General features: G+C 65.3%; 25 protein-coding genes. 23 read left to right on the top strand and 2 right to left on the bottom strand.

Annotated elements, in window-relative coordinates; translation table 11 throughout:
• The first annotated feature begins 108 nt into the window (after positions 1-108).
• The 9 genes from RPPS3_RS00770 (at position 109) to RPPS3_RS00730 (ending at position 7016) form a co-directional block, all read left to right on the top strand.
• Positions 109-612 (top strand): SAM-dependent methyltransferase, encoded by a 504-nt coding sequence (locus tag RPPS3_RS00770; protein ID WP_107342410.1) that lies wholly within the window; start codon positions 109-111, stop codon positions 610-612.
• Positions 609-1658, top strand: coding sequence for an iron ABC transporter substrate-binding protein (locus tag RPPS3_RS00765; protein ID WP_107342409.1), 1050 nt, complete (start codon positions 609-611; stop codon positions 1656-1658). Before RPPS3_RS00770 ends, RPPS3_RS00765 begins: the two co-directional genes overlap by 4 nt.
• Complete coding sequence (locus tag RPPS3_RS00760; protein ID WP_434006765.1) at positions 1609-2682, top strand: FecCD family ABC transporter permease; 1074 nt, start codon at positions 1609-1611, stop codon at positions 2680-2682. Before RPPS3_RS00765 ends, RPPS3_RS00760 begins: the two co-directional genes overlap by 50 nt.
• Entirely contained in the window at positions 2679-3473 is a 795-nt protein-coding gene (locus tag RPPS3_RS00755) for an ABC transporter ATP-binding protein (protein WP_107342407.1), read from the top strand. Before RPPS3_RS00760 ends, RPPS3_RS00755 begins: the two co-directional genes overlap by 4 nt.
• Before the next feature lie 23 nt (positions 3474-3496).
• Positions 3497-4033, top strand: coding sequence for a DUF2478 domain-containing protein (locus RPPS3_RS00750; protein WP_107342406.1), 537 nt, complete (start codon positions 3497-3499; stop codon positions 4031-4033).
• Between the two features lie 114 nt (positions 4034-4147).
• Positions 4148-4939, top strand: coding sequence for a TOBE domain-containing protein (locus RPPS3_RS00745; protein ID WP_107342405.1), 792 nt, complete (start codon positions 4148-4150; stop codon positions 4937-4939).
• 197 nt (positions 4940-5136) lie between these two features.
• Positions 5137-5316 carry a hypothetical protein gene (locus RPPS3_RS00740; RefSeq protein WP_107342404.1) on the top strand — a complete coding sequence of 60 codons (180 nt, stop codon included), beginning with the start codon at positions 5137-5139 and terminating at the stop codon, positions 5314-5316.
• 447 nt (positions 5317-5763) lie between these two features.
• Complete coding sequence (locus tag RPPS3_RS00735) at positions 5764-6525, top strand: cytochrome c oxidase assembly protein (protein ID WP_107342403.1); 762 nt, start codon at positions 5764-5766, stop codon at positions 6523-6525.
• Positions 6522-7016 (top strand): CopD family protein, encoded by a 495-nt coding sequence (locus RPPS3_RS00730; RefSeq protein WP_107342402.1) that lies wholly within the window; start codon positions 6522-6524, stop codon positions 7014-7016. Before RPPS3_RS00735 ends, RPPS3_RS00730 begins: the two co-directional genes overlap by 4 nt.
• On the opposite strand, the gene RPPS3_RS00725 is transcribed toward RPPS3_RS00730, so the two are convergent.
• The gene (locus RPPS3_RS00725) at positions 6980-7462 is read right to left on the bottom strand and encodes a DUF2231 domain-containing protein (RefSeq protein ID WP_107342401.1); all 483 of its coding nucleotides are present in this window, start codon (positions 7460-7462) and stop codon (positions 6980-6982) included. The genes RPPS3_RS00730 and RPPS3_RS00725 overlap by 37 nt on opposite strands.
• Before the next feature lie 63 nt (positions 7463-7525).
• On the opposite strand from RPPS3_RS00725, the gene coxB reads away from it, so the two are divergent.
• From coxB to RPPS3_RS00710, 3 genes are read left to right on the top strand one after another with little or no spacing between them, the layout of a single operon-like run.
• Positions 7526-8179: a cytochrome c oxidase subunit II gene (gene coxB, locus RPPS3_RS00720; RefSeq protein WP_349626917.1), complete on the top strand. Its 654-nt coding sequence runs from the start codon at positions 7526-7528 to the stop codon at positions 8177-8179.
• Entirely contained in the window at positions 8179-10710 is a 2532-nt protein-coding gene (gene ctaD / locus RPPS3_RS00715) for a cytochrome c oxidase subunit I (RefSeq protein ID WP_107342399.1), read from the top strand. Before coxB ends, ctaD begins: the two co-directional genes overlap by 1 nt.
• Positions 10707-11048: a hypothetical protein gene (locus RPPS3_RS00710; RefSeq protein ID WP_107342398.1), complete on the top strand. Its 342-nt coding sequence runs from the start codon at positions 10707-10709 to the stop codon at positions 11046-11048. The genes ctaD and RPPS3_RS00710 overlap by 4 nt, the downstream gene beginning before the upstream one ends.
• 39 nt (positions 11049-11087) lie before the next feature.
• Here RPPS3_RS00710 and RPPS3_RS00705 read toward each other — a convergent pair whose 3' ends face one another.
• Positions 11088-12230 carry an HD-GYP domain-containing protein gene (locus RPPS3_RS00705; protein ID WP_107342397.1) on the bottom strand — a complete coding sequence of 381 codons (1143 nt, stop codon included), beginning with the start codon at positions 12228-12230 and terminating at the stop codon, positions 11088-11090.
• Between the two features lie 285 nt (positions 12231-12515).
• Here RPPS3_RS00705 and RPPS3_RS00700 point away from each other — a divergent pair, with 285 nt between their 5' ends.
• The 11 genes from RPPS3_RS00700 to RPPS3_RS00650 all read left to right on the top strand — a co-directional run bounded on the left by RPPS3_RS00700 (position 12516) and on the right by RPPS3_RS00650 (position 26415).
• The gene (locus RPPS3_RS00700) at positions 12516-12839 is read left to right on the top strand and encodes an STAS domain-containing protein (protein ID WP_011155712.1); all 324 of its coding nucleotides are present in this window, start codon (positions 12516-12518) and stop codon (positions 12837-12839) included.
• Positions 12839-13204, top strand: coding sequence for a response regulator (locus tag RPPS3_RS00695; RefSeq protein ID WP_011155711.1), 366 nt, complete (start codon positions 12839-12841; stop codon positions 13202-13204). Before RPPS3_RS00700 ends, RPPS3_RS00695 begins: the two co-directional genes overlap by 1 nt.
• Positions 13201-15267 carry a chemotaxis protein CheA gene (locus RPPS3_RS00690; protein WP_107342396.1) on the top strand — a complete coding sequence of 689 codons (2067 nt, stop codon included), beginning with the start codon at positions 13201-13203 and terminating at the stop codon, positions 15265-15267. Before RPPS3_RS00695 ends, RPPS3_RS00690 begins: the two co-directional genes overlap by 4 nt.
• Entirely contained in the window at positions 15267-15737 is a 471-nt protein-coding gene (locus tag RPPS3_RS00685; protein ID WP_107342395.1) for a chemotaxis protein CheW, read from the top strand. Before RPPS3_RS00690 ends, RPPS3_RS00685 begins: the two co-directional genes overlap by 1 nt.
• Before the next feature lie 60 nt (positions 15738-15797).
• Positions 15798-16286: a chemotaxis protein CheW gene (locus RPPS3_RS00680; protein ID WP_107342394.1), complete on the top strand. Its 489-nt coding sequence runs from the start codon at positions 15798-15800 to the stop codon at positions 16284-16286.
• Positions 16287-16352: 66 nt separating this feature from the next.
• Positions 16353-18548 carry a HAMP domain-containing methyl-accepting chemotaxis protein gene (locus RPPS3_RS00675; RefSeq protein ID WP_107342393.1) on the top strand — a complete coding sequence of 732 codons (2196 nt, stop codon included), beginning with the start codon at positions 16353-16355 and terminating at the stop codon, positions 18546-18548.
• A 162-nt stretch (positions 18549-18710) separates the two neighbouring features.
• The gene (locus tag RPPS3_RS00670; protein ID WP_107342392.1) at positions 18711-19553 is read left to right on the top strand and encodes a CheR family methyltransferase; all 843 of its coding nucleotides are present in this window, start codon (positions 18711-18713) and stop codon (positions 19551-19553) included.
• A 20-nt stretch (positions 19554-19573) separates the two neighbouring features.
• Positions 19574-20665, top strand: a complete 1092-nt coding sequence (locus tag RPPS3_RS00665; RefSeq protein WP_107346367.1) for a protein-glutamate methylesterase/protein-glutamine glutaminase — start codon at positions 19574-19576, stop codon at positions 20663-20665.
• 4 nt (positions 20666-20669) lie between these two features.
• Entirely contained in the window at positions 20670-22379 is a 1710-nt protein-coding gene (locus tag RPPS3_RS00660; protein WP_107342391.1) for a chemotaxis protein, read from the top strand.
• Positions 22380-22553: 174 nt separating this feature from the next.
• On the top strand, positions 22554-24551 hold the full coding sequence (locus RPPS3_RS00655; RefSeq protein ID WP_107342390.1) for an FAD-dependent oxidoreductase: 1998 nt from the start codon (positions 22554-22556) through the stop codon (positions 24549-24551).
• Positions 24552-24555: 4 nt separating this feature from the next.
• The gene (locus tag RPPS3_RS00650) at positions 24556-26415 is read left to right on the top strand and encodes a 2Fe-2S iron-sulfur cluster binding domain-containing protein (RefSeq protein WP_107342389.1); all 1860 of its coding nucleotides are present in this window, start codon (positions 24556-24558) and stop codon (positions 26413-26415) included.
• Positions 26416-26420: the final 5 nt, after the last annotated feature.

Genomic DNA, 26420 nt, shown 5'->3' with positions numbered 1-26420 from the left:
CCCCGTAGTCGAAGGTCGAACTTGTTTCTTTTATTTACATACATCTCACTATGCCCTTACCTGCGTCGAGACTTTTCGATGGGCAGCAAAGGGCATGTGAGCCGAGACATGGGCGTGACCGACGACATTCGAGCTGGTGAACTCGCCTCAGACTGGTCTGGAAGCCCCGACGCCGGCGTGGTCTTCATCGGCCGCATCCACACGCCGTGGAACAGGCTGGAGGAGTGCCCGCGCCACGGCCGCGCCGATGGTCCGGTTTGCCGAATCGAAGTGTTCGAGACCTGGCTGCCGGCTCTCGCCGGCATCGACGACGGCACATTGCTCGAAGTGTTCTATTGGCTGCATCGGTCGCGGCGCGATCTACTGCTGCAGTGCCCGCGCAATGACGGCGACGCGCGCGGCACGTTTTCGATCCGTTCGCCGCTGCGACCGAATCCGATCGGCACCTCGATCGCCCGTGTCGACCGCCGCGACGGCGCCAACCTGTTCGTTCGGGGGCTCGATTGCTTGGACGGCACGCCGCTGGTCGATCTGAAGCCAGACCGCGCCGAATTTATGCCGCTGGCGCCGCCGAAGCCGGGCGACTTCCAGGTCGGCGAGCCGCGGCGATGATCGGGCCTGCCCGGCGTCTGGTCGTCCTGCTTGCGCTGACGCTGCTGATCTTCGCCGTGTGCGCGCCGGTTGTCCACGCGCGCACCGTGACGGACTCCGTGGGCCGCCGCGTCGAGGTTCCCGACACCATTACCCGAGTGTTCGCGGCGGGTCCGCCAGCCGGGATCTTTCTCTATGTGGTCGCACCGGAAAAGATGATCGGCTGGGGCCGCGCGCCACGCGACATCGACAAGCCGTTCCTGCAGCCGATGGTCCGCGATCTTCCCGAACTCGGACGGCTGACCGGGCGAGGCGATACCATCAGCGCCGAGCGATTGATGGCAGCGAAGCCGGATCTCATCATCGATCTCGGGTCGGTCAACGAGACCTATCGCTCGATTGCCGACCGCATTCAGGCGCAGACCGGGATTCCCTACGTCCTGATCGACGGTCGCTTCGAAAACACGCCCGCTGCGATCCGGCTGCTCGCGCAGATCCTCGGGGTGAGCGCGCGCGGTGAGGAATTGGCCAAAGCCAGCGAGGCGATCTTCGCCGAAGTCGACCGTGTGGTTGCGACCGTGCCCGAAGCGTCGCGTCCGCGCATTTATCTCGCGCGCGGCAATGACGGCTTCGAGACGGGATCTCGTGGCTCGATCAATACCGAGATCATCGAGCGGGTCGGCGCCGTCAATGTCGTCGAAGGCATCCGCGAGGCTGGCGGGCTCGCGCGCGTGTCGCCTGAGCATGTGATCGGCTGGGCACCGGATACGATCATCACCATCGATCCCGCCGTGCGGGATCTGATCATGAGCCGTCCCGAGTGGCAGCCGGTCCCGGCGGTTCGGAACAAGCGTGTGTTTCTGTTGCCGAACCAGCCGTTCGGCACGATCGACCTGCCGCCTTCGCTCAACCGGCTGATCGGTCTGCCGCTGCTGCTGCATGCGCTCTATCCGGCGCAGGCAACGTCCGATCTGAAGACCGAACTGCGCGACTTCTATCGTCTGTTCTATCAGGTCGATGTGCAGGACGCCGATCTCGACAGGCTCCTCGAAGGGCTTCGTCGCTGAGGTGCCGATCCTGCGCGTCACGCCGGTCGTCGCCGGCCTTGCCATCCTGTTGCTGGTCGTCGCGGTGATCGCCGCCGGGATCGGACCATATCGCATTGCGCCGGGCGACGTTGTTGCGGCGATCGTGGCGTGGATCGCTGGCGGCCACGTCGACGGGCAGATCGCGGCGGTGCTGTTTCAGGTGCGGCTGCCGCGCATCGCCGCGGCGATCTGCGTCGGCGCGGCGCTGTCGGCCGCCGGTGCCGCGTATCAAAGCCTGTTCCGCAATCCGCTGGTGTCTCCGGACATCCTCGGCGTTTCGCAGGGCGCGGGCTTCGGCGCCGTCATCGGCATTCTGTTCGGGCTGCCGGTGGTGATGATCGAAGCGCTCGGCTTCGTGACCGGATCGCTGATGGTGATCCTGGTCGTGACGCTGGCGTGGTCGCTGCGCCAGCGCGGCGATATCCTGATGCTGGTGCTGTCCGGTATCGTCGTCGGCGCGCTCGCGGCAGCGGCGATTTCGCTGGTGAAGATCGTCGCCGACCCTTACGCGCAACTGCCGATGATCACCTATTGGCTGCTCGGCAGCCTGGCCAGCATTCGGCCCGACGACATCGCAGTCGTCGCGCCGACGGTCGCGGTCGGCATGATCCCGCTGTTCCTGCTGCGCTGGCGCATCAGCGTGCTGTCCTGCGGCGACGACGACGCACGTGCGCTCGGCGTCGATGTCCGCCGCACCCGGCAGATCGTCATCGTCGCGGCGACGTTGATCACCGCGAGCGTGGTCGCGATCTCTGGCATCATCGGCTGGGTTGGCCTGATGGTGCCGCATCTCGCCCGGCTCCTGGTCGGGCCGCGCTTCGACCGGCTGCTGCCGGTGTCGATTCTGATCGGCGCGGCCTTCATGGTCGTGGTCGACACCATCGCCCGCACCGCCGCAACGATCGAGATTCCGATCGGCGTGCTGACCGCCCTGGTGGGCGGCGGTCTGTTCGTCTGGCTGATGACGCGGCGGGGATCTCGTTCGCTGTGGAGGCGCGAGTGAGCAAACGCCTCGTGCTCGACGGCGTCGCGATCGGTTATGACGGCCAGCCGCTCGCCGAAGGAATCGACCTTGCTCTGTCGGGCAGCAGCATCACTTGCCTGATGGGGCCGAACGGTGTCGGCAAGACCACGCTGTTCAAGACCGTGCTGGGGATTCTGCCACCGCTGCGCGGCCGGATCGTCATCGGCGGTCACGATATCTCGACGCTCCGCCCGGAGCAGATCGCGCGCCGCATCGCGCATGTTCCGCAAGCTTACCAGGGCGATCCGACCCATACCGTGCTCGATATCGTGGTGATGGGCCGAACCGCGCGGCTCGGTCTGTTCGCTTCGCCCGGCCGCGACGATTATGCGGCGGCCTGGCGAGCGCTGGAGGCGCTTGGTATCGCTGACATCGCCGACCGATCCGCCGACCGCATCTCCGGCGGTCAGCGGCAATTGATGCTGATCGCTCGCGCCCTGACGCAGGATACCGAACTGATCATCATGGACGAGCCCACCGCCAGTCTGGATCTCGGCAACCGCTTCGGCCTGCTCGACCAGATCCGCGCGCTGTCGGCGCGCGGCCTGTCGCTGCTGGTGTCGACCCACGAACCCGAGCACGCGTTTGCGATCGCCGATCACGTCGTGATCCTGGGGTGCGACCATCCGGTCGCAGTCGGGCCGGTCGACCGGATCCTCACTGCCGAACGGTTGCGCGCGCTTTACGGTCTCGACCTCGCGATCGAGACCACCCCGATGGGACGGCGTGTCGTCACACGCTGCGACCTGCCGGCGACGCCGGCCCGCTAACTCAGCTCCAGGAGATCCGCCCGATGGCCCCGCTTCCTCTCGCCGTCATGGTCTACGAGCCCGGGGACGCACTGGAGGAGATCCTGGCCGCCGCACGCGACCGCCTTGTCAGGCTTCCGAAAGTTCGTATCGCCGGGCTCGTGCCGCGGCTTGGACCGCGCCATTCCAACGGCCGTGCCTCATTTTGGCTCGATGATATCGTTCGCGGCGATTCGATCGCGTTGTCGCTGGATCTCGGACCGGGCTCGACCTCGTGCATTCTGAACGCCGATGGCCTCGCGATCGCGCGGATGCGACTGGCCGAAGCGATTGCCGGCCGGCCCGATCTCGTGTTCTTCGGCCGATTTGCCAAGGAAGAGATCGCCGGACGCGGCATTCGCGAAGAGATCGGGCTGGCGCTCGTGCAGGACGTTCCGGCGCTGGTCGCCGTGGAGCGGGCGATGCTGCCGGGCTGGATCGCGTTCGCCGCCGAAGGCTGGACGATGCTACCGGCCGATGCCGACGCCGTCGTCGCCTGGTTCACCGCGCTTGCGGCCGAGCGCCAATCCGCGGACACCTGATCGCGAAGCCACGGTGCGAGCGCTGCCCGCACGAGCGCCTCTGCCGGCGTTCGCTTTCGCGTCCGCACCAGATCGCCTAGGTTAGCCGCTGGCAAGCGACCCGCGGCACGAGCGATGGCAGACCATAAGATCGACGCATATCTGGTGTTGCGCAGCGGTGGACGCCTTCTGGCGGGTCGGGACCGGATTCACCTGCTCGAGGCCGTCGCCGAACACGGCAGCATCAGCAAGGCCGCGAAGGCGATGGGTCTGAGTTACAAGACCGCCTGGGAAGCCGTCGACGCCATCAACAATCTGCTGCCGACGCCGGCGTTCCTGACTCGGACCAGCGGCCGCGTCGGTGGTGCCGCGGACATTACCCCGGAAGGGCGTCGGTTGATCACCGTGTTTCACCGACTCGAGGAGCATCTGACGAAGATCTCGACGCTGATCGCGGAAGAAGGGCTAGAGGAAATCGGCGACGCGCTGCTGTGGGCGAGCGGCTTCAAGGTCTCTGCGCGCAACAAGTTCATCGTTGAGGTCGTCAACATCCGACGTTGGCCGGTCGACGTCGAGGTCGAACTCAAAGTGTCGGACGACCTTACCATCCACGCGACGATCACCAACGCCGCTGCCGAACAGCTCGATCTTGCGCCTGGGCGCAAAGCGCTTGCTTTGATCAAGGCGCCGTTCGTGCGCCTTGTCACGCCCGACGAGGCGTCGAAGCTGCGCCGCAACGTGTTTCGCGGTGTGGTCAAGCGCAGGGTCGACGCCGAGGTGCATTCGGAAGTGAATCTCGACATCGGAGGCGGCAAGACCATCGTTGCGGTGGTCCCGCGCCAAGATGCCGAAGATCTCGGAATCGCGGAGAACGCCGAGGCCGCGGTGACCTTCGAAGCCGATCACGTCATCATCGCAGTCCAATAAGGCGCGGGCCTAACGTCGACGCCCGGCGGCCCCGTGCCAGCGGCCGAATAGCCGTGTCCGTCGCGCAGCCCCCGGAGTCAGACGCGGGCCTGGCCTCACGCTCCTGTCTTTAAGGTTAACGAGTCGTTAACCTTTTCCGCGCCAGGAAGGAGATCGGGCTGGATGCGTAACACCGGCTCTTTTCGGAGAGTGTGTGAATGAACCAATTCAAGCTTGGCGACGAAGTCTGCAAGGACAACGGACGGCGCGGCGTCGTCCGCGCGATCTTCGTGAATCGGGATGCCGCCCGGATGTGTGCGGTCGAGATCAATGGCGCGCTGGATTTCGTCGAGGAATCCAAATTGTTGCCGCAGCTGCGGGCCGACCTCGCGGCCTGACGCTCCCACTTGGCCCGCCTCGTTGATGCGTCAGCGAGGCGGTTGTTCTGAGCTCCTAAGATCGCCGTCTGCAAAGTTCTCGCTCGCCGAGCGTGAGCGAGTGATCGCCGGATCGCGCGACGAACGCGCTCGGCCAGTTCTACTGCCGTTGTGACTTCATTGGCGGCTCAAACTGGTTCGCTCGATCGTTGGCGCCTGCACACCACGCGCGAGGAGCGCCGCTTTCCCTTTATCGGAGCACGGCGGCCGTCACGTTCCCGGCTGGGCCGGACGTCGTGACGGCAGGCCCAGCGCGTGGCGATTTGCCGCCGGCTTCCGCTAGCATCCCTGCTCGCACATGCACGTTGCCTCCAGCGAATCCGCTGAGCGGCGCCCGCCATCGATCGCGCTGGCCGATTCTGTCAGCGCCGCTCGCAAGACAGTGCTCGCGATCCTGGGGAAGACGCGATGATCGAGCCGTATTGCGGATCGGCGCCGCTGCCTGCGGAGCTGATCGCCCGATGGAATCTTGATCCGGTGCTGATCGCTGCCCTGGTGGTCGGAAGCTCGGCTCATCTTGGGACGGTGGCTCGATCGTCGCAGGCTCCGAGTCGCAAGGCGTACGTGGCGCCCCTGCTTGGATGGGCGCTCCTGGCCGTGCTTTTTGTCTCGCCACTATGCGCGTTGACATCGGCGCTGTTCTCGGCGCGCGTCACTCATCACGTTGTCCTGGTCGCCGTGGCTGCCCCGCTGCTGGCGCTGCCGTGGAGGCGAAGCAAGCTGGCGCACCTGCTGGCGCGGGCTTCGGCTGCTGTCTTCATCCTCCACACGGTGTTGCTGTGGCTGTGGCATGCACCGGCGCCTTACGCGGCCGCGTTGGCTGATCCCGTGGTGTTCTGGGTGATGGAGCTGAGCCTGCTCGGCAGCGCCGTGGCGCTGTGGCTGGTGATTCTGTCGCCAGTCACGCCGATCGGACGAACACTCGGGCTGCTGTTGGGATCGGTCGTGCAGATGGGGATGCTGGGCGCCGTCATCACGTTCGCGCGGACGCCGTTGTACGACGCGCATCTCGGCGTCACCACGGCATGGGGGCTGTCGGCGCTGCAGGATCAGCAGCTCGCCGGTCTGATCATGTGGGTGCCGGCGTCGCTGCCCTATCTTGCGGTCGCGCTGGTTCTACTGGCGCGTCGGCTCGACCGCCCGATGATCGCCCATGAACCGGCCCGATGATCGCGTGGCTGAAAGTCGTTCATGTCCTGGCGCTGATAGTGTGGTGTGCCGGGCTGCTGGCGCTCCCCGGTCTGTTCGTGCACCGCAGCCGTCTTTCGGACATCGCGGCGGCCGAACTGCACCGGCTGACCCGAACGCTGTTCATCAAGATCACGTCGCCGGCGGCGTTCGTCGCCGTGGTGGCGGGCACGTGGCTACTGTTCCTCCGCGAGGCGTTCACGGCTTGGATGATGCTGAAGCTCGTCGTGGTCGGGCTGCTGGTGGTGATCCACATTCGCAGCGGCTACCTGATCCTCAATCTCTTCGGCGCACATGGGCACTACGCGGCCTGGCGGCGCTGGATCATGACGACCGCGACGCTGGCTACGATCACCGGCATCCTGACGCTGGTCCTCGCCAAGCCCGAGTTGTCGCCGAACGGCCTGCCAACCTGGCTGACGCAGCCCGGCGGACTTCAGTCGTTGGTCGAGACCATCAGGCCGACGCCGTGATCGAAAACCAATTTGCCGCCGTGCCATCCGGCAAGACCGACGAACACGGTGCCGAGCGCCGAGATCATCAACCCGACCGGCAGCACCGGGTCCTCGTTCACCAACCGCCATCCCCAATTCGCCCCGGCGATCGACACCAGCGTGATGCCTGCGACTGCATGCGTCCAGCTCGTGGTCCGCTGGCGGATGCCCTTGACCAGCAACAACTCGGCGGTGCCGGCGATGCTGGCCGCGACGCCGAGCCAGAAAGCGAAGCCGCTCGCCCACAGTCCGGCTCGGGCCCAGAACGGATCGGCGCTCCACCAATAGAAGACGTCGCAGCCCAAGGTGGAGATCACCAGCGCGATCGGAAATGCCACCAGCATCGCGTGGACCGGATGGCCGGCGAACGCCACCACCGAGCTGGTGTCGTATTCGCTGATCTCCTCGACAACGGATTTGGGCATCGCTCACCTCTTCGTTCGGTAATGCGGCGAGGACGCGCCGGTTGCATCGTTGCCGCTGCGACGATGCTGCTGGCCGGATGCGGCGGTCCGCTGTCGACACTGGACCCCGCCGGTCCCTCGGCGGCGGCGATCGCACAGTTGTGGTGGCTGATGCTCGCCGGCGCGGTGGTGCTGTTCGGTTTGGTGATGGTGTTGCTGCTGTGGGCGTTCGTTCGGCGCAGCGCTGCGCCGGACAGGCCGAAGCTGTGGCTCGCGGGTGGCGGCTTGGTGCTGCCGGTCATGGTGTTGATGCCGCTGCTCGGCTTCGGATTGCTGACCGGCGAACGGCTGCTGGCACATCCGCGTGCCGCCGAGGTGACGCGGATCGAGGTCGAAGCGCGGCAGTGGCAGTGGACCTTCCGCTATCCGGCGACAGCCGGCGGAACGCGCGTGTCCGTGAACGAACTGCATCTCCCGGTCGGGCGTCCGGTCGACCTGCACGTCACCAGTCCGGACGTGATCCACGGTTTCTGGATCCCGCGGCTCGGCGGCAAGATCGTCGCGATCCCCGGCCACATCAATGTCATCCGGCTCAGCGCCGATCGGCCCGGCAGCTATCACGGCGTCTGCGCCGAGTTCTGCGGCGGCGGCCACACCGCCATGGATTTCCGCGTCACAGCGCATGCCGACGACAGTTACGAAGGCCGCCTGGCCGAACTGCCGCGGGATCGCCGATGATGGACGGCATCGATCATCGGCCCCGGCCTCCGATCGCTGCGATCCGGCTGCACAAGCAGCTCGAAGCGGTGTGGGGCACGCCACCCGGCTGGGCCCGCCTGTCGGCGGTGAACCACAACATCGTCGGCCGGCGCTTCATCCTGACGGCCTTCGTGTTCTTCGGCATCGGCGGCGTGCTGGCGATGCTGATCCGGGCGCAGCTGGCGACGCCGCGCAGCGCGTTTCTCGGGCCGGAGGTCTACAACCAGATCTTCACCATGCACGGCACGGTGATGATGTTTCTATTCGCGATCCCGATGTTCGAAGGGTTTGCGATCTACCTGCTGCCGAAGCTGCTTGGTGCCCGCGACATGGCGTTCCCCCGGCTCGGCGCCTACGGCTATTGGTGCTACCTGTTCGGCGGCTCGATCCTGGTGATCGCACTCGCGATCGGGCTGGCGCCGGATGGCGGCTGGTTCATGTACACGCCGCTGACGTCGAAGACCTACAGCCCGGGCATCAACGCCGATATCTGGCTGATCGGTGTCACCTTCGTGGAGATCTCGGCAATCTCGGCGGCGATCGAGATCATCGCCACGATACTGAAGCTGCGCGCGCCCGGCATGTCGATCGACAAGATGCCGCTGCTTGCCTGGTATCTGCTGGTCACCGCCTTCATGATGCTGGTCGGGTTTCCGCCGCTGATCCTGGGCTCCGTTCTGCTGGAGCTGGAGCGCGCATTCGGTCTGCCGTTTTTCGATCCGACCCGCGGCGGCGATGCGCTGCTCTGGCAGCACCTGTTCTGGCTGTTCGGCCATCCCGAGGTCTACATTATCTTCCTGCCGGCCGCCGGCATGGTGTCGACCATGCTGCCGACCTTCGCCCGACGGGAAATCATCGGTTACGGCTGGATCGTGGTCAGCGTGGTGGCGCTGGCGTTCCTCAGCTTCGGGCTGTGGGTCCACCACATGTTCACGGTCGGGATTCCGCATCTGGCGCTGGCGTTCTTCTCCTCGGCCAGCACCGCGGTGGCGGTACCGACCGCGGTGCAGATCTTCGCCTGGCTCGGCACGCTGGCAGCCGGGCGGCCGCAGCTCAAACTGCCGATGCTGTATCTGCTCGGCTTCTTCTCGGTATTCGTGATCGGCGGCCTCACCGGCGTGATGCTGGCGATCGTGCCGTTCAACTGGCAGGCGCACGACACCCATTTCGTGGTCGCGCATCTGCACTACGTGCTGGTCGGCGGTTTCGTGTTTCCGATCCTGGCGGCGACCTATTATTGGCTGCCACACCTTACCGGGCGTGTGCCGCGCCATAGCCTCGGCGCACCTGCGTTCTGGCTGATCCTGATCGGCTTCAACCTGACCTTCCTGGTGATGCACTGGACCGGCCTGCTCGGCATGCCGCGCCGGATCGCCAGCTATGGCGCGGAGACCGGATGGGAGTGGCCGAACCTGCTGTCGTCGATCGGCGGCTTCATCATGGCGATCGGCTTTGCGCTGTTCACGGTCGACGTGCTGATGCATTGGCGGCACGGCAAACGCTGCAATCGTAACCCTTGGGGCGCGGGTACACTGGAATGGGCGACCGCGACGCCGCCGCCGAGCTACAATTTTGCGTCTCTTCCGCTGGTGGCGTCGCGCCTCCCGTTTGCTGAGCAGCCCGATCTTGGCGCCAGGCTGGCGGCTGGTGCCGGTTATCTCGGCTTCGTGCGTGACCAGGCGCTGGAGACGCTCGGGGTCGACGCGATCTCGGGCCGCATCGAGCAGATTGTCCGCCTGCCGAACCGTAGCTTTCTCCCGTTCGTCAGCGCGGTCGCGACCGGTGTCTTCTTCCTGGCAGTTCTGTTCAAACTCTATCTGGTGGCGGTCGGTGCGCTGGTTGGAGTGATTGCGACGCTGCTGCTTTGGGCGCCCTCGTCCGGTGGGCGTTGCGACCGCGGGCCGCTCCCGGTCGGCAATGGCAAGACCGCGGTGCTACACAGCGAAGCGGCCTCGCCACCCGCGCTGTGGGCGCTTTGGTTGGCGCTCGCCGCGGACGCCACGGCTTTTGCGTCCCTCGGGTTCGGGTTGCTGTTCTTGTGGGTGGTCGCCCCCAACTGGCCGCCGCCGGAGCTATTACCCTGGTCACCATGGGGGACGGCGTTGACCATTGCCGGGTTCGCGGTCGCACTGGTCGCCAGCTATTTGGCGACGACACGGCGGATACTCGCGCGCGCCAACCGGCGCGAGGCCGCGCTTGTGTTCGCCGGCCTCGGGCAGATCGGCGGATTGGTCGGCTGTGCTGTCATTATATCGGCCGCGCCGGATCCGACGCGGCACGCCTATGCGGCCGTCACCCTGGTGATGCTGCTGTACGCCGGCCTGCACGCGGCGGTCGGGCTGGTGTTTTCAGGCTTCGGCCTGTGGCGGAGCCGTGCCGGTTTCATATCGCCGGCTCGCAGCCTCGATCTCAGGCTCGGTGCGATCTGGGCAGGCTTCACCGCCGCCATTGCCGTCACGGTGGTGCTGACGGTGTTCGGCTTGCCGCTGCTGATGCGGACAACGTCATGAAGCCGCGGCTTGCGCTGCTGCTGATCCCCGCCGGCTTCGTGATCTGGGCCTCGGCCTTCACGCTGCTGTATGCAGCGCTGTCGCTTGGCTGTGCGTTCGGCTGGCAAAACGATGCCATCGGCGGCGTCCCGCCGTTGCGGCTGACGCTGCTCGCGATCTGGCTCGTCCATCTGGCCGCACTGGCCGGGCTGCTGATCTATTGCGTGCGACTGCGATCGGCCGCGAACGCTCGGACGTCCAGATTCTTGCGACGGGCCGCGATCGGATCGGCCGCGGCGGCCATCGCCGCAACGGTCTGGACCGGGGTCGTGATTCTTGTGGCGACGCCCTGCCTATAAAAAGAGAGATGTGTCCGACGTCACGGCGCCGGACAACGATCAGGTTGCTACGGTGGAGGTCACTTCCGGCGTCGGCAATGTGATGGTCGGCTCCTGCGCGTCGGGGGTGAGTGACGGCTGCAGTGGCGCGCCGTCTTTTGGATGGAGTCTCAGCCGCTCGGTGGCGATCGTCACGACGTCGTCCCAACGCGCCAGGAAGACATCGACGCAGGTTGGGTCGAAGTGGAGGCCGCGGCCGTTTTCGAGGTGCTGCCGCGCCACCGGCAGCGGCATCGCCTCTTTATATGGGCGGGCGGTTGCCAGCGCGTCGAACACGTCGGCGACCGCGACGATCCGCGCCGCGATCGGAATTTCCTCGCCCTTCAGTTTGTTCGGGTAGCCTTTGCCATCCCAGCGCTCGTGATGACCGACCGCGATGTCGGCGGCGAGCTGAATCAGTTCGCACCGGCTGCCGGCCAGAATCGATGCGCCGATCGTGGTGTGGGTCTGCATCACGGCGATCTCGTCCGGAGTCAGCTTGCCCGGCTTGAGCAGAATATGGTCGGGGGTCGCGACCTTGCCGACGTCGTGCAGCGGTGCAGCCAGATAGATGTCGCGGCACAGCCTTTCCGGCAGTCCCAACCCTTCCGCGATCATCCGGCTGTACTTTGCAACCCTGAGGGTGTGATCGCCGGTGTCGTTGTCGCGATATTCGACCGACAGCGCCAGCCGAAGAATGATCTCTTCCTCGCGCTCCTGCAGCGCGTGGGTGGCGCGCGCCACCTCGCTCGCCAACAGCGCCGCGCGGTCGTTCAGCTTACGGACTGCCGAGCCGAGCCGGATCATGTTGCGCAGGCGGACCTGGGTCTCGAGGCTCTTCGGTCGCTTCGGCAGGAAGTCGGTCGCGCCGGCTGCGAGCGCTTGCAACCGCACTTCGTCGCTTTCGATCGAGGTGATCATCACGATCGGGATGTCGGAGAATTTTGGCAGCGAGCGCAGCCGCCGGATCAGACTGATGCCGTCCATCTTCGGCATCTCGTAGTCGGCAAAGACGATGTCGATGTCGAGGTTGCGGGCCGTTGCCAGGGCCAGCACCGGGTCGGTGAAAGCCGTCACCTCAACCTGGCCGTCGGCTTCGATCGTTCGCTTCAAGTAGTCCAACGCGGACCGACTGTCGTCCACAACCAGTGCTTGAATAAGCATATTGCGCAACTCACAATGCGTACGCCAAATTCAACCTAACACCTATCTATTAAGTGCGAACTAAGCGTCTGCCGCCTGCGTATCTTTTGATCTAATACTAAAAGCGTGAATTGCCTCGTAGTTCACCGTAGTGGCAACCACGAGCCGCGCGGCAGGCACTAAGTGTTTTCCGCAGACGCAGTTTAGCGAGGCGCAGTACACTATCTTAATAATTAGCAGTCAGGCTTTCCCCTATCGACAAAGTAATCGCAGAGACGATGAGTCGTCTCGCGGCTGGGGATAGCAATGACGTTCGATCCCACCGAAGCGGGAGCCGCGCTTCGGCTTCCTTCCGACTGTAGTATCTCGTCCATCCGAAGCATCCACGAAACGATCCAGGAAGCGCTCGGTCGCCAAGGCCCGCTCGAGATCGACTGTTCAAAAGTGAACAGGGCCGACCTCACCTCGATCCAGCTTCTGCTGTCGACCGCCAAGACCGGAGAGGCTCAGGGCCGACCGGTAGTGCTGACAGAACTCTCCGAGGTGCTTCTCAACACCATTCAGCGCGCCGGCTTCACCGGCGACGAAATAATCGACAAGCATTTCCCGCAAAAGAAAGGTGGCTCGTAATGGCCACGATCCTCACCGTCGACGATTCCCCCAGCATCCGCCAGATGATCAAGGTGACGCTCGAGCCGGCCGGCCACAGCGTCGTCGAAGCCGGCGACGGCGCCCAGGGCCTGTCGAAGGCGCAGGCCACCAAGGTCGACCTCGTCATCACCGACCTCAACATGCCGGTGATGAATGGCCTCGAACTGATCAAGGCGCTTCGCAAGCAGCCCAACCTGGTCGGCCTGCCGATCGTGTTCCTCACCACCGAATCCAATGACGCGGTCAAGCAGGAAGCCAAGAGCTGCGGCGCCACCGGCTGGATCACCAAGCCGTTCAAGCCGGAGCAACTGCTCTCCGTGGTGAGCAAGCTGGTGCGGTCATGACCACGATCGATCCGGCAGCCGTCTTCCGCCAAGAGGCGGCCGAGCTGTTCGAGGTGCTGGAAGCAGCGCTGCTCGATCTCGGCCAGAATCCCGACGACCGCGAACTGGTCGACTCCGCGTTTCGCGCCCTGCACACCATCAAGGGCTCGGGCGCGATGTTCGGGTTCGACAAGGTCGCCACCTTCACCCACGAATTCGAGACCGCGTTCGAGCGCGTCCGCAAGGGCGAGATCAAGCCGACCCAGGATCTGGTCTCGGTCGCGCTGGCCGCCAAGGATTTCATCCGCGCGCTGATCGAAACGCCGGATGAGACCGATGCGATCATCGGCGACGCGATCCTCGCCGATCTGAGCCGGTTCGTGTCGCCGGCCGAAGCCATCGAAGCACCGGTGTCGTCGCCCATCTCGGCGCCGGCCCCGACGCCGGTGTCGGAGCGCCGCCAGGTCGGCTGGCATCTCCGCTTCGAATTCGACTCCCAGATTCTGCGCAACGGGTCCAATCCGCTCGACCTGCTCGACGACCTCAGCAAGCTCGGCTCCTGCTTCGCGATGCCGCTGACCGACGGCATTCCGTTCCTCGACGAGCTGGTGCCCGAGGATTGCTATCTGAAGTGGGACGTCTCGCTGCATTCGGATTGCGACAAGGCCGCGATCGACGACGTCTTCATGTTCGTCCAGGACGAGATGCAGCTGTCGCTGGAGCCGTTGTTCGAGGGCGAAGCCGCGCAGCCGGTGCCGATGCTCGAGCTGCCGGATGTTTCCATTCTGCCGCCGGAGCCGCCGCAGGGCGCCGAGGGCGCGAAGCCCGCGCCGCAGGCCGCAACCGCCGCCCCAGCCGCGCCGACCGTGGAGCGCCGCAGTGGCGAGCCCCGCCGCGCCGACGATCGCGGCATCGCCACCGTTCGGGTTCAGGCCGAACGGCTCGACGAGCTGATGGATCGGGTTGGCGAGCTGGTGATTGCGCAGGCGCGCCTGACCCAACTCGCAGCCTCCGGCAACGACATCTCGATCAAGCTGATCGCCGAAGAGATCGAACGCCTCGCCTCGAGCCTGCGCGACACCACGATGGGCGCCCGCATGGTGCCGATCGGCTCGCTGTTCGGCCGCTTCCGCCGCTTGGTGCACGATCTGTCGCGCGATCTCGGCAAGCCGGTGGAATTCATCACCTCGGGCGAGGACACCGAACTCGACAAGACGATGATCGAGTGCCTGGCTGATCCGCTCGTCCATCTGATCCGCAACGCGATTGACCACGGCATCGAAGCGCCGGCCGCGCGGGTCGCCGCCGGAAAGCCGGAGCAGGGCCGGATCGAACTCGCCGCCGTGCATGCCGGCGCACAGGTTCTCGTGACCGTGAAGGACAATGGCGGCGGTCTGAATACGGCCCGGATCCGCGCCAAGGCTGAGGAGCAGGGACTGATCGCGCCGGGCGCTACCGCCTCCGACCAGGAAATCCATCAGTTCCTATTCCACCCCGGCTTCTCGACGGCGCAGACCGTTTCGGCGCTGTCGGGGCGCGGCGTCGGTATGGACGTCGTCAAGCGGACCATCGAGAACATGCGCGGGTCGATCGACCTGTCGACCGTCCCGGGTGACGGCACCACCGTCACGCTGCGCTTGCCGCTAACGCTGGCCATCATCGAAGGTCTGCTGATCCGCGTCGGAAGCGGCCGCTACATCATTCCGCTGTCCGCGGTCGAAGAGTGCGTCGAACTCACTGCCGAGGACGAGCGCTCGCGCAGCCGCAACTTCCTCAACGTCCGCGGCAATCTCGTGCCGTTCCTGCGCCTCCGCGAAATCTTCGACGCGGACGGCGAACCCGATCAGCACCAGAAGACGATCATCATTTCGACCGGCGAGACCCGCGTCGGTCTGGTGGCCGATCAGATCATCGGCAACCACCAGACCGTCATCAAATCACTGTCGAAGCTGCACTCCGACGTCACGATGTTCTCCGGCGCCACCATCCTGGGTGACGGAACGGCAGCGCTGATCCTCGACGTCGTGCAACTCGTCGGCCTCGCCCAAGCCCAGTCCGAAAAGCAGATCAGCGAGGCCGCCTGATGAGTAACGATCGGGTTCAAAGCGCAACCGACGGCGACGCCGACGCGATGCAGGTGGTGATGATCGGACTCGGCGACGAGAAGTTCGCGATCGACGCCGGCCTCGTCCGCGAGATCATCGATCCGATCCCGGCCACCAAGGTCGCCGGCGCAAAGGCGTTCGTGCCGGGGGTGATCAACGTCCGCGGCAACGTCATTCCGTTCGCCGACCTACGCATCCGCTTCGGCATGCCGGTGCAAACCCACACCGCCGACAGCCGCATCGTGGTGCTCGAAGTCCGCCTCGACAACGAGGCGGTGCTGGTCGGCGTCAGTGCCGACCGCGTCTACGAAGTCACCGAGATTTCGCGCACCGACGTGCAGCAGACCCCGCGTGTCGGCATGCATTGGAAGCCGGAATACATCCGCTTCATCACCAAGTGGCGCGATGAATTCGTCGTCGTGCCGAACATGGAACGGATCCTGAATTGAGCGCCCTCGGTCAGACATCCGGCAGTACATGCCGCCAACCAGCGTTGAAGTGAGGAAGACATGGCCGAAACCGCGCAATATCTGACGCTCGGACTCGCCGGAGAAACGTTCGGAATGGCGATCCGCAACGTTCGCGAAATCCTCGATATGCGGCCGATCTCCCGGCTGCCGCACGCGCCGGAATTCATGCTCGGCATGATCGACGTGCGCGGGACCGGCTATCCGATCCTCGATCTTCGGCTGAAGCTCGATCTGCCGGCGGTGCCGCCGACCGAGGCGACCCGCATCATCATTCTCGACGTGCCGGTCGCCGGCCGCGTCGTCGGCGTCGGCTTCGTCGCCGACTGCGTCTACGAAGTCACCGACATCGAGGAGAGCTCGCTGGAGCAAGTCCCCGACGTCGGCGGCAAGTGGAAGTCGGACTACATCGCCGGCATCGGTCGCAAGGGCGATCGCTTCGTCATCATCTTCGATCTGGCGCGCCTGATGGCCGGCACCGACATGTCGGCCGGCGCTGCCGTGGCCCCTTCTAACGATCTGGCAGCCTGAGCCGCCCGGTCGCGATCTGTTGTTGCGTGAGTTTGACCGAAACCTTCGACCCTAAGGAAGCTCGAAATGAGACTAACTGTTAAAGCAAAGCTGGCCGGCGCCTTTGGTGTCGTGATCCTGCTGTCCGCCATCACCGGCGGAATCGCCTACGTCAAGCTGACGCAACTGGCTGAGACCTCGGAAGGCCTGGTGTCGCGCTCGCAGCGGATCGACAAGGCCGGCGAACTGCAGAACAACATTCTGTACCAGACCCGTGCCCAGCGAGACATCATCATCGCCTCGACCGACACGGAGCTGCAGAAGGTTGCCGAGGAGGTGAAGCAGTATCGCAAGGATGCGCTGCGCATCCGCGACGAGATCGCTGCGATCGCCACCGAGACCGGCAAGCGGATGCTCGAGAAGTTCTCGGTCGCGTACGACAAGATGAACGCGACCGAAGATCAGATCATCAAGTTCGGTACGCTCAACTCCAACAACCGCGGCGCCCAGCTCTGGACCTCCGAAGGTTTGCCGGTTGTCAAGGACTGGAACGAGGCGGTCGACAGCACGCTGGCGGAAGCCCGCAAGCTGCCGGTCTCGGCTGAGCGCGCGACTGCGCTGATTTCGATCCTGTCGATCCGTGCCGACGGTGAGGCGGTCCAGAAGAGTCTGGCGCTGTCGTTCTATGCGTCGAACCTCGAAGACCTGAATTCCACCGTCAAGGCGCTTGGCGACGCTACCGAGCGTCTGCGGTCGAGCGCGCAGCAGAGCGTCGCAGCGCTGTCGGCCGTCGGGCTGTCCTCGTCGGCCATCACCAGCCAGTCCGAGCGCTTCGCCAAGATTGCCGGTCGCGTTTCCGACATCGTCAAGGAAGGCGGCAACATCCGCGCCGCGGCGTTGGCCGGAACCGAAGGACGGGCGACCTCGACGGTCGCGATCCAGGCTGCGACCGACTACGTCAACTACGTCAAGAAGGCGATGGCCGAGATGAGCGAGCAGGCGGCGTCCGACGCTGCCAGCGCCAAGCTGCTTCTGATCAGCATCGTGATCGCCTCGCTGCTGGCCGCAGTTGCCTCCGCGCTCTGGATCGCCATCAACATCAGCCGCGGCCTGACGCAGGCAGTGGGGCTCGCCAACGCCGTTGCGATCGGCGATCTCAGCAAGAAGATCGACGTCTCCAGCAACGACGAAGTCGGCGATCTGGTGAAGTCGCTGAACGCGATGACCGCCAACCTCAATGCCACCGCCAGCGTCGCCGACGAGATTGCCCGCGGCAACCTCACGATCGAAGCCAAGCGGCTGTCGGAGAAGGACACCCTGGGCATCGCACTTGAGCAGATGGTCGAAAAGCTCCGCCAGATCGTGTCGGAAGCGCTCACCGCGGCTCAGAACGTCTCTGCCGGCAGCCAGGAACTGTCGGCCAGCGCCGAGCAGCTGTCGCAGGGCGCCACCGAGCAGGCATCGTCGGCCGAAGAAGCCTCCTCGTCGATGGAAGAGATGGCGGCGAACATCAAGCAGAACGCCGAGAACGCCAGCCAGACCGAGAAGATCGCCGCGCAGTCCGCCAAGGATGCCGAAGCCAGCGGCGCCGCCGTTGGTCGGGCCGTCGACGCGATGCAGACGATCGCTGAAAAGATCACCATCGTGCAGGAGATCGCTCGTCAGACCGACCTTCTGGCCCTCAACGCCGCGGTCGAAGCCGCCCGCGCCGGCGAACACGGCAAGGGCTTTGCGGTGGTCGCTTCGGAAGTCCGCAAGCTTGCGGAACGCAGCCAGGCGTCGGCGACCGAAATCGGCGAACTGTCCGGCGAGACCGTGAAGGTCGCGCAGGAAGCCGGCGAAATGCTCGCCAAGCTGGTGCCGGACATCAAGAAGACCTCGGAGCTGGTGCAGGAGATCTCCTCGGCCTGCCGCGAACAGGATGTCGGTTCGTCGCAGATCAACCAGGCGATCCAGCAGCTGGACAAGGTCGGTCAGCAGAACGCCAGCGCCTCCGAGCAGGTCTCTTCGACCTCGGAAGAACTCGCTTCGCAGGCCGAGCAGCTGCAGTCGACCATCGCGTTCTTCCGCATCGACCAGGACAAGTCGAAGGCGCACGGCGGGACGATCGACAAGGCTGTCAACCAGCTTCGTGCCAAGGCGGCCCATATGGCTTCGGTCGACCGCGGCACTAAGAAGCCGGCTGCCAAGCCGCAGCGTCAGCTCAAGGCCGCGGGCGGTGGTGGCTTCGCCTTCGCGCTCGGTGACGGTGAAGACGATCGCGACGCTGACTTCCAGCGCTAAGGGAGAGGCGGGGTCAAGGCCCCGCGATCCCGGACGAAACAACGGTGAACGCCCCGGGTCGGGCGTTCACCTTCGAGGAACGCCGGCAGGCCGTCGTGCCGCGACGAAGCCGGTGTTGAATGCCAGACGAACGGTCGCTGGACCGAATTGACGAGTAGCTTGATGGTCCACGCCAAACGCCAGCTTTCCGACAGGCAATTCCGGTCCCTTGCCGAACTGATCGAAGACCAGGTCGGCATCAAGATGCCGAATGCCAAACGTCTGATGCTCGAAGGACGGCTGCACAAACGCGTTCGGGCGCTGAACTATTCGGGCGTCAGCGAGTATGTCGATAACCTGTTCGACAAGTCGGTGCTGGAGGATGAACTGACGCATCTGATCGATGTCGTCACCACCAACAAGACCGACTTCTTCCGCGAGCCGCAGCATTTCGACTTCCTGAGAACCGTCGCGGTGCCGGATCTCTTGAAGCTGCCGAACCGCAAGTCCAACGATTTGAAAGTCTGGAGTGCGGCCTGTTCGACCGGCATGGAGGCCTACACCACCGCGATGGTGCTGGACGACATGGTGAGGGCCGGGTCGCGGTTTCAATTCCGGATCCTCGGCACGGATATCTCGACCGCCGTGCTGCGCGTCGCCACCGCGGCGATCTACAATCGCGAGGTCACCGCGCCGGTGCCGCCGCAGTTCGTCGAGCGTTACTTCCTGAGCTCGCGCGACCGCAGCCGCGATGAAGTGCGGGTGGTGCCCGAGCTGCGCCGGCTGACCAATTTCACGCGGATGAACCTGATGGACACGTCCTACCCGGTGGACCGGGACGTCGACGTCATCTTCTGCCGCAACGTGCTGATCTATTTCGACCGCGCGACCCAGCGCAAAGTCGTCGAGCAGCTGTGCTCACATCTGCGACCGGGCGGCTACCTTCTGGTCGGCCATTCCGAGTCGATGATTCACAGCGCCCTGCCGAAGTTAAGGCAGGTTCAACCAACCGTCTTTAAACTGTAGGGATGATTGGAGCGCATCAGATGGCGAAGCAGAAGATCCGAGTCCTGATCGTCGACGACTCCGCCTCGGTGCGACAGGTCCTCGGCACCATCCTGGCCGAAGACCCTGAAATCGAAGTGATCGGGACCGCGTCCGATCCGTTCGTCGCGGCCAAGCGGCTGCAGAACGAACTCCCCGACGTCATCCTGCTCGATATCGAGATGCCGCGGATGGACGGCATGACGTTCCTCCGCAAGATCATGGCGCAGCATCCGATCCCGGTGGTGATCTGCTCGTCGCTGACGCCCGAGGGCTCGGACTTGATGTTCGAAGCGTTCGAGGCCGGCGCCGTCGATATCGTGCCCAAGCCGCGGATCGATACCCGCCAGGCGCTGATGGAGAGCTCCGGCCGCCTGCGCGAAGCGATCAAGTCTGCGGCCCGCGCCCGCGTCCGCCCCCGCGCGGCTCGCAAAGTCATCGAACAGAAGCTGACGGCGGATGCGATCATCCCGCCGCCGGTCGCCGGGCGGTCGCGTCCGACCACCGAACGGATCGTGTGCATCGGCGTCTCCACCGGCGGCACCGAGGCGCTGTACGACGTGCTCGAAGTGCTGCCGCCGAACTGCCCCGGCATTCTGATCGTGCAGCACATGCCGCAGGGCTTCACCGCGGCGTTCGCCAAGCGGCTCAACGCCGGTTGCCAGATCAACGTCAAGGAAGCAGAGGACGGCGATCCGGTGCTGCCGGGCTGGGCCTACATCGCCCCCGGCGCGCGGCACATGCTGCTGGTCCGCAGCGGGCTGCGCTATCAGATCGCCATCAAGGACGGCCCGCCGGTGTCGCGGCATCGTCCCTCGGCGGACGTGCTGTTTCGATCGGCCGCCCAATATGCCGGCGCCAACGCGCTCGGCATCATCATGACCGGCATGGGTGACGACGGCGCCCGCGGCTTGCTCGAGATGCGCAAACTGGGCGCCTACACCTGCGCGCAGGACGAAGAGAGCTGCGTGGTGTTCGGCATGCCGAAGGAAGCGATCGCCTGCGGCGCTGTCGAGAAGGTGGTGTCGCTGAACCAGATCCCGCGCGAGATCATGGCCTGGCAGCAAGCCAAGCAGCCTGCCTCAGCGGATTGAAGTTGTGTCCCGATTGAAACATCCGATTGCCGACGCCGTTGCGTCGATCGAACTCGTTGCGTCGCGAATTGAGACTACCTTCGCCCAGGTCGGCGGTCAGCTCGGCGAAGGCCATGGCATCTTCCAAGGGCTCAATGAGGCCCTGACCGACCTCGCGCGTGAACTGTCTTCGGCGCAGATCGAAGGCGCGTCCGGCGCGCTGCGCGACATCGCGGGCCGCCTGAAGAGCCTCGCCGACACGCTGCCGGCGGAAAGCGCGCTGCTCGATCAGCTGCGCCGCAACGTGGCCGAGGCAGGCTCGCTGCTGAAGCAATTGCTCAAGCACGTCGAGATGATCACCACGATCGCGCGCAGCGCCAAGATCGAGTCGGCCTCGCTCGAGGGTGATCGGGAAGGCTTCATCGCCTTCACCCGCGAGGCGTACGATCTCGGCAAGGCGGTGCAGTCGTCGATCGAGGCCTGCGTCAAGGATCAGCAACTGCTGGCGGCGGCGGTGGAAACCACCTGGGGCCGGCAAAGCGAATTCGAGCGGCGCTACCGGCCGCAGCTTGGTGCTTCCGGCGGCGAATTGATGTCGGCGTTTTCCGATCTCGGCCGCCAGCGCAACGACAGCGTCGGCGTCGCCGAGCTGGCCGGCAGCAGCGCGCGCACCATCAGCGAGGTGGTCGGCCGCTCGATCATCTCGCTGCAGGCCGGCGATAGTACGCGCCAGCGCCTGGAGCATGTTTGCGCAGGCCTGCGGCGCGCCGCCGATCCGGAGCCGACCCTGGTGCCGGACATGACCGAGGTTCAGCCGCTGCCCCGGCTGCTGGTCAATCTCGAAGCGGTGCAGCTCCACGACACCCAACAGGAGTTCGACGCCGGCATCGGCGACATCGTCCGGGCGCTGTCGACGATTCTGACCGAAGTCGCGACACTGGTCGAAAAGGGCCGGTCGCTGCATGGTGGCCGGGAGGGCAGTTCGGCCTCGTTCCTGTCGCGGGTGCGGCAGACTCTCGCCCAGGCCTCCAGCCTGATCGCGATGTGCGAAGACGGCGGGCGCTCGATCGACGAGGCGCTCAGCGTAGTCGAAAACACGCTGGAGAAGTTTCGCGAGGCGATCGCCAATTTGTCCGACTCGGTGGTCGACATTTCGCTGATCGGCATGAATGCCGGGCTTCGCGCCGGGCATCTTGGCGCCAAAGGTCGTGCCTTCGTGGTGATCGCGCATGAAATGAAGTTGACCGCCGACCAGATGACCGGGGCGGCGGCCCGGCTGAGGCCTCTGCTGAGCGAGATCGCCAAGGTCGGTGACGACCTTCGCAAGTCGCGCGTGAGCAGCGATCAGACCAAGCTGACCAGCATGGAGAATGCCATTCTGCAAACCCTGCACGATGTCGAGGCCGGCAACGATCGTCTCGGTGGATTGATCGGCCGGCTGATCGAGGAAGGTGCCAAGTTCGACGCGGTGATGAACGGCGCCCGCGAACAGATGACATCGCTTGCCTCCAGCGCCTCGACGCTGCCGGCGGTAGCAAAATGCCTTGAGGAAGCCGGGGGTGATCTGGGCCGTGCTTCCTTCAGCCATCAGGACGAAGCCGTGCTCGATGAGCTCTACGTCCGCTACACGATGGAGCGCGAGCGCGACGTCCATCGCCAGTTCCTGCTACCGTTCGGAATCGCCACCAAGCAGGCGGCGCCCGCCGCAACTGATTGCGATTTCGAGTTGTTTTAGCGCTTAGCGCTTCTTCTTTGCTCCGCCCCGACGGCCCCACCTTGCTAATATGACACTCTGTCCCGTTTCCCGTCGGGCCGGACTGGTTATTTCTGATCTGTGTCATCACGGTTTCAGCGCAAATCAGCTTTGATTAGCTGATCGATGCGGGCGGTACCCTGGGGCGGGGTCGGGATGACGCAGGTAGTTTACGGAGTCTGGGACGGTGTTGCCTACGACGCACGAGCCGGCGCGGCCGAGGCGCGGGCGGCGGACTACGCGCTGGCGAACTTCGATGAGTTCGACGATGGTAACGCGATCCGCGCCTTCATCGCCGACCGCGGGTTCTTCGTGTTCGATCCCACGGTTTCGCTGGTCGATGCGTTATTCCATTACCTGAAAGCCGCCGCCGAACAATCCTGCGGTGCCTGCACACCCTGCCGGATCGGCACGGTGCTGATCCGCGATGCGCTCGATCAGATGCGCCGCGGGCTGGACGCCGCGCTGACGCTCGACGACATCGTGATGCTGGGCGAGCAGATCCGGCAGACCTCGCTGTGCGGGCTGGGGCAGACCTGCGCGGTCGCGCTGTTGGCGGCGCTGCGGGATTTTCGCGAACGGATCGAACAGGAGCTGGCACAGCACCGGCCGATCCCGGCGCAGCACGGCATGGCCTATGTGACGGCGCCGTGTATCGAGGCCTGTCCCTCCAAGGTCAACGTGCCGCGCTACATCGACTACATCCGCGACGGCAAGCCGGAGAATTCGCTCGGCGTGCTGCTGCAGAAGTACCCGATGGCGGCCACCTGCGGCCGGGTCTGCGTGCGCTATTGCGAGCAGGCGTGCCGGCGCAAGTTCGTCGACGAAGCCGTCGGCATCAAGACGCTGAAGCGCTACGTCGCCGACCAGCAGAGCGGACCGCACGCGCTGAAATTCACCCGCGACATGATCCGCAAGCCGCTCGCCGACGGCATGCGGGTGGCGGTGGTCGGGGCCGGCCCGGCCGGCATCTCCTGTGCCTATCACCTATTGCTGCGCGGCTATCACGTCGACGTCTTCGACAAGGCCAGCCAGGCCGGCGGCATGGCGCAGATCGGCATCCCGAGCTACCGGCTGCCCAAGGATACGCTGGCCCTGGAGACCGACATCATTGTCGACCTCGGCGGCCGGTTCCTGTTCGATCAGCGCCTCGGGCGCGACTTCTCGATCGACGATCTGTTCGCGCGCGGCTACCGCGCGGTGTTCCTGGGGCTCGGCTGTCAGCAAGGCGCCCGGCTCGGCGTTACGGGCGAAGACAATGCCTACGCCGGGTACTTCAGCGGCATCGACTTCCTGCTCAAGGTTCACGACCACGTCGACGGCATCGCCCCATTGGTGCTGAGCGGCGAAGTGGTGGTGGTCGGCGGCGGCAATGTCGCGATGGACTGCGTGCGATCGGCGATCCGCCTCGGCGCCGACAAGGTCCACGTCGTCTATCGCCGGACGCTTGCCGACATGCCGGCCGATCCGGCCGAGATCGAAGCCGCTCGCGCCGAAGGCGTCGAGTTTCACGTCCTCAGCGCGCCGGCCCAGATCGTCATCGAGCACGGCAAGGTCTCCGGCGTGGTGCTGACCGGGATGCAGGCGAGCGAGCCCGATGCCGGCGGGCGGCGCTCGGTGAAGCCGATCCCGGGCAGCGAGACGGCGATGCACTGCGACGTGCTGATCGCCGCGATCGGCCAGCAGGTCGAGGACGGTCCGCTGATCGAGAGCGACGGCATCGCGTTCGATCGCTGGCGCTGCGTCGCGACCGATCGGGTGTTGGCCACCTCGCGTCCGGGCGTGTTCGCCGGCGGCGATTGCGTCACCGGTCCGTCGACGCTGGTCTATGCGATGGCCGCCGGCCTGAAGGCGGCGCGCAACATCGATGACTGGATCCAGCGCGGCTCGGTGCGGTTCTTCAAACGCTCGCGGATGCGCAAGCTGATCGCCGACAACCATATGCTGGCCAACGAGATCGTCGAGGCGCCGGTTCGCAACGCCTACCGGGTGCACAATCCCGAAATCGATCCCGAGCTGCGCAAGCACATGTTCGGCGAGGTCGAGCAGACCATCGACGCCCGCGCCGCCTATGCGGAGACCCAGCGCTGCATGCGCTGCTATCGCGTCTATTCCGTCGTCACCAAGCATCCGATCCCGGAAGGAGCGGCTTGAAGCGATGTGCATGCCCGATCAGGCCAGCCTGTCCGCCCGCGATCCCGCCGAGGCAACGATCACGCTCTCCATCAACGGCGTCGCCTGCGCCGGCTTTGCCAACGAGACCATCCTGTCCTGCGCGCGGCGCTACGACGTCTACATCCCGACGCTGTGCGAACTGGAAGACATCGATCACGCCCCCGGCGCCTGCCGGGTGTGCCTGGTCGAGATCCTGCAGGCCGGCAAGGACACGCCGCAGATCGTCACCGCCTGCAATACGCCGGTGCGCGACGGCATGGAGGTGCAGACCCGCTCCAAGAAGGCGCGCGACATGCAACGCCTGCAGGTCGAACTGCTGATGGCCGATCATCTGCAGGATTGCGCCACCTGTATCCGCCACGGCAGCTGCGAGCTGCAGGATCTGGCGCAGTTCGTCGGGCTGCAGCAGAATCGGTTCTTCGATCGCGAGCGGACCGAGGCGCGCCCGGTCGATCAAAGCTCGCCCGCGATGGTGCGCGATATGCGGCGCTGCGTCCGCTGCCAGCGCTGCGTCGCGATCTGCCGTTATCACCAGAAGATCGACGCGCTGGCGATCGAAGGCAGCGGGCTGGAGCGGATGGTGGCGCTGCGCGACGCCGACGGCTACCCGAATTCGGTGTGCGTTTCCTGCGGCCAATGCGTGCTGGTGTGCCCGACCGGTGCGCTCGGCGAGCGCGACGAGACCGACCGCGCGCTCGACTACATCTGCGATCCGAACGTCGTCACCGTGGTGCAGTTCGCCCCCGCAGTGCGGGTGGCGTTCGGCGAAGAATTCGGCCTGCCGGCCGGCACCAACGTCGAAGGCCAGATCATCGCCGCTTGCCGCAAGCTCGGCGTCGACGTCGTGCTCGACACCAACTTCGCGGCCGACGTGGTGATCATGGAGGAGGGCGCCGAGCTGCTGGCGCGGCTGAAACAGGGGCGGCGGCCCACCTTCACGTCGTGCTGTCCGGCCTGGATTAACTTCGCCGAGATCCACTATCCGGACGTGCTGCCGCTGCTGTCCTCGACCAAGTCGCCGCAGCAGGTGCTGTCGACCATCGCCAAGAGCTATCTGCCCGAACAGCTCGGCGTGCCGGCCGAGCGCATCCGGGTCATCTCGATCATGCCGTGCATCGCCAAGAAGGACGAGGCGGTGCGGCCGCAGATGGTTCACGACGGGCAGCCCGAGACCGACCTGGTGCTGACCACACGCGAATTCGCCCGGCTGCTGCGCCGCGAGGGCATCGACCTGAAGGACCTGCCGTCGTCGCAGTTCGACCGCCCGTTCCTCAGCGCTTATTCCGGCGCTGGCGCGATCTTCGGCACCACCGGCGGTGTGATGGAAGCGGCGGTGCGAACCATCTACGCGTTGGTCAACGGCCGCGAACTGGACCGGATCGAGCTGACGCAGCTCCGCGGTTTTGAAGGCCTGCGCGAGGCCGTTGTCGATCTCGGCGGCCCGGTCGGTGAGGTCAAGGTCGCGATGGTTCACGGCCTCGGCGACACGCGACGGCTGGTGGAGTCGGTGCTGAGCGGCGAGGCGAACTACGATTTCATCGAGGTGATGGCCTGCCCGGGCGGCTGCGTCGACGGCGGCGGATCGCTGCGCTCGAAGAAGCAGTATCTGCCGCTCGCGCTGAAACGGCGCGAAACCATCTACAATGTCGACCGGGCTGCGAAGGTCCGGCAGTCGCACAACAATCCCCAGGTGCAGGCGCTGTATCGCGAATTGCTGCAGGCGCCGAATTCCGAGATCGCGCACCGGCTGCTGCACACCCACTACGCCTCGCGCAAACGCGAGCTGCAGCACACCGTCAAGGAGATCTGGGACGATCTCACCATGAGCACGATCCTGTACTGACTGGG

The organism is Rhodopseudomonas palustris, assembly GCF_003031265.1.
In the GTDB taxonomy this organism is placed as follows: Bacteria; Pseudomonadota; Alphaproteobacteria; order Rhizobiales; family Xanthobacteraceae; genus Rhodopseudomonas; species Rhodopseudomonas palustris_H.
The sequence above is the reverse complement of the archived record's forward strand: the minus strand, read 5'-3'. Positions and strand labels throughout refer to the sequence as shown.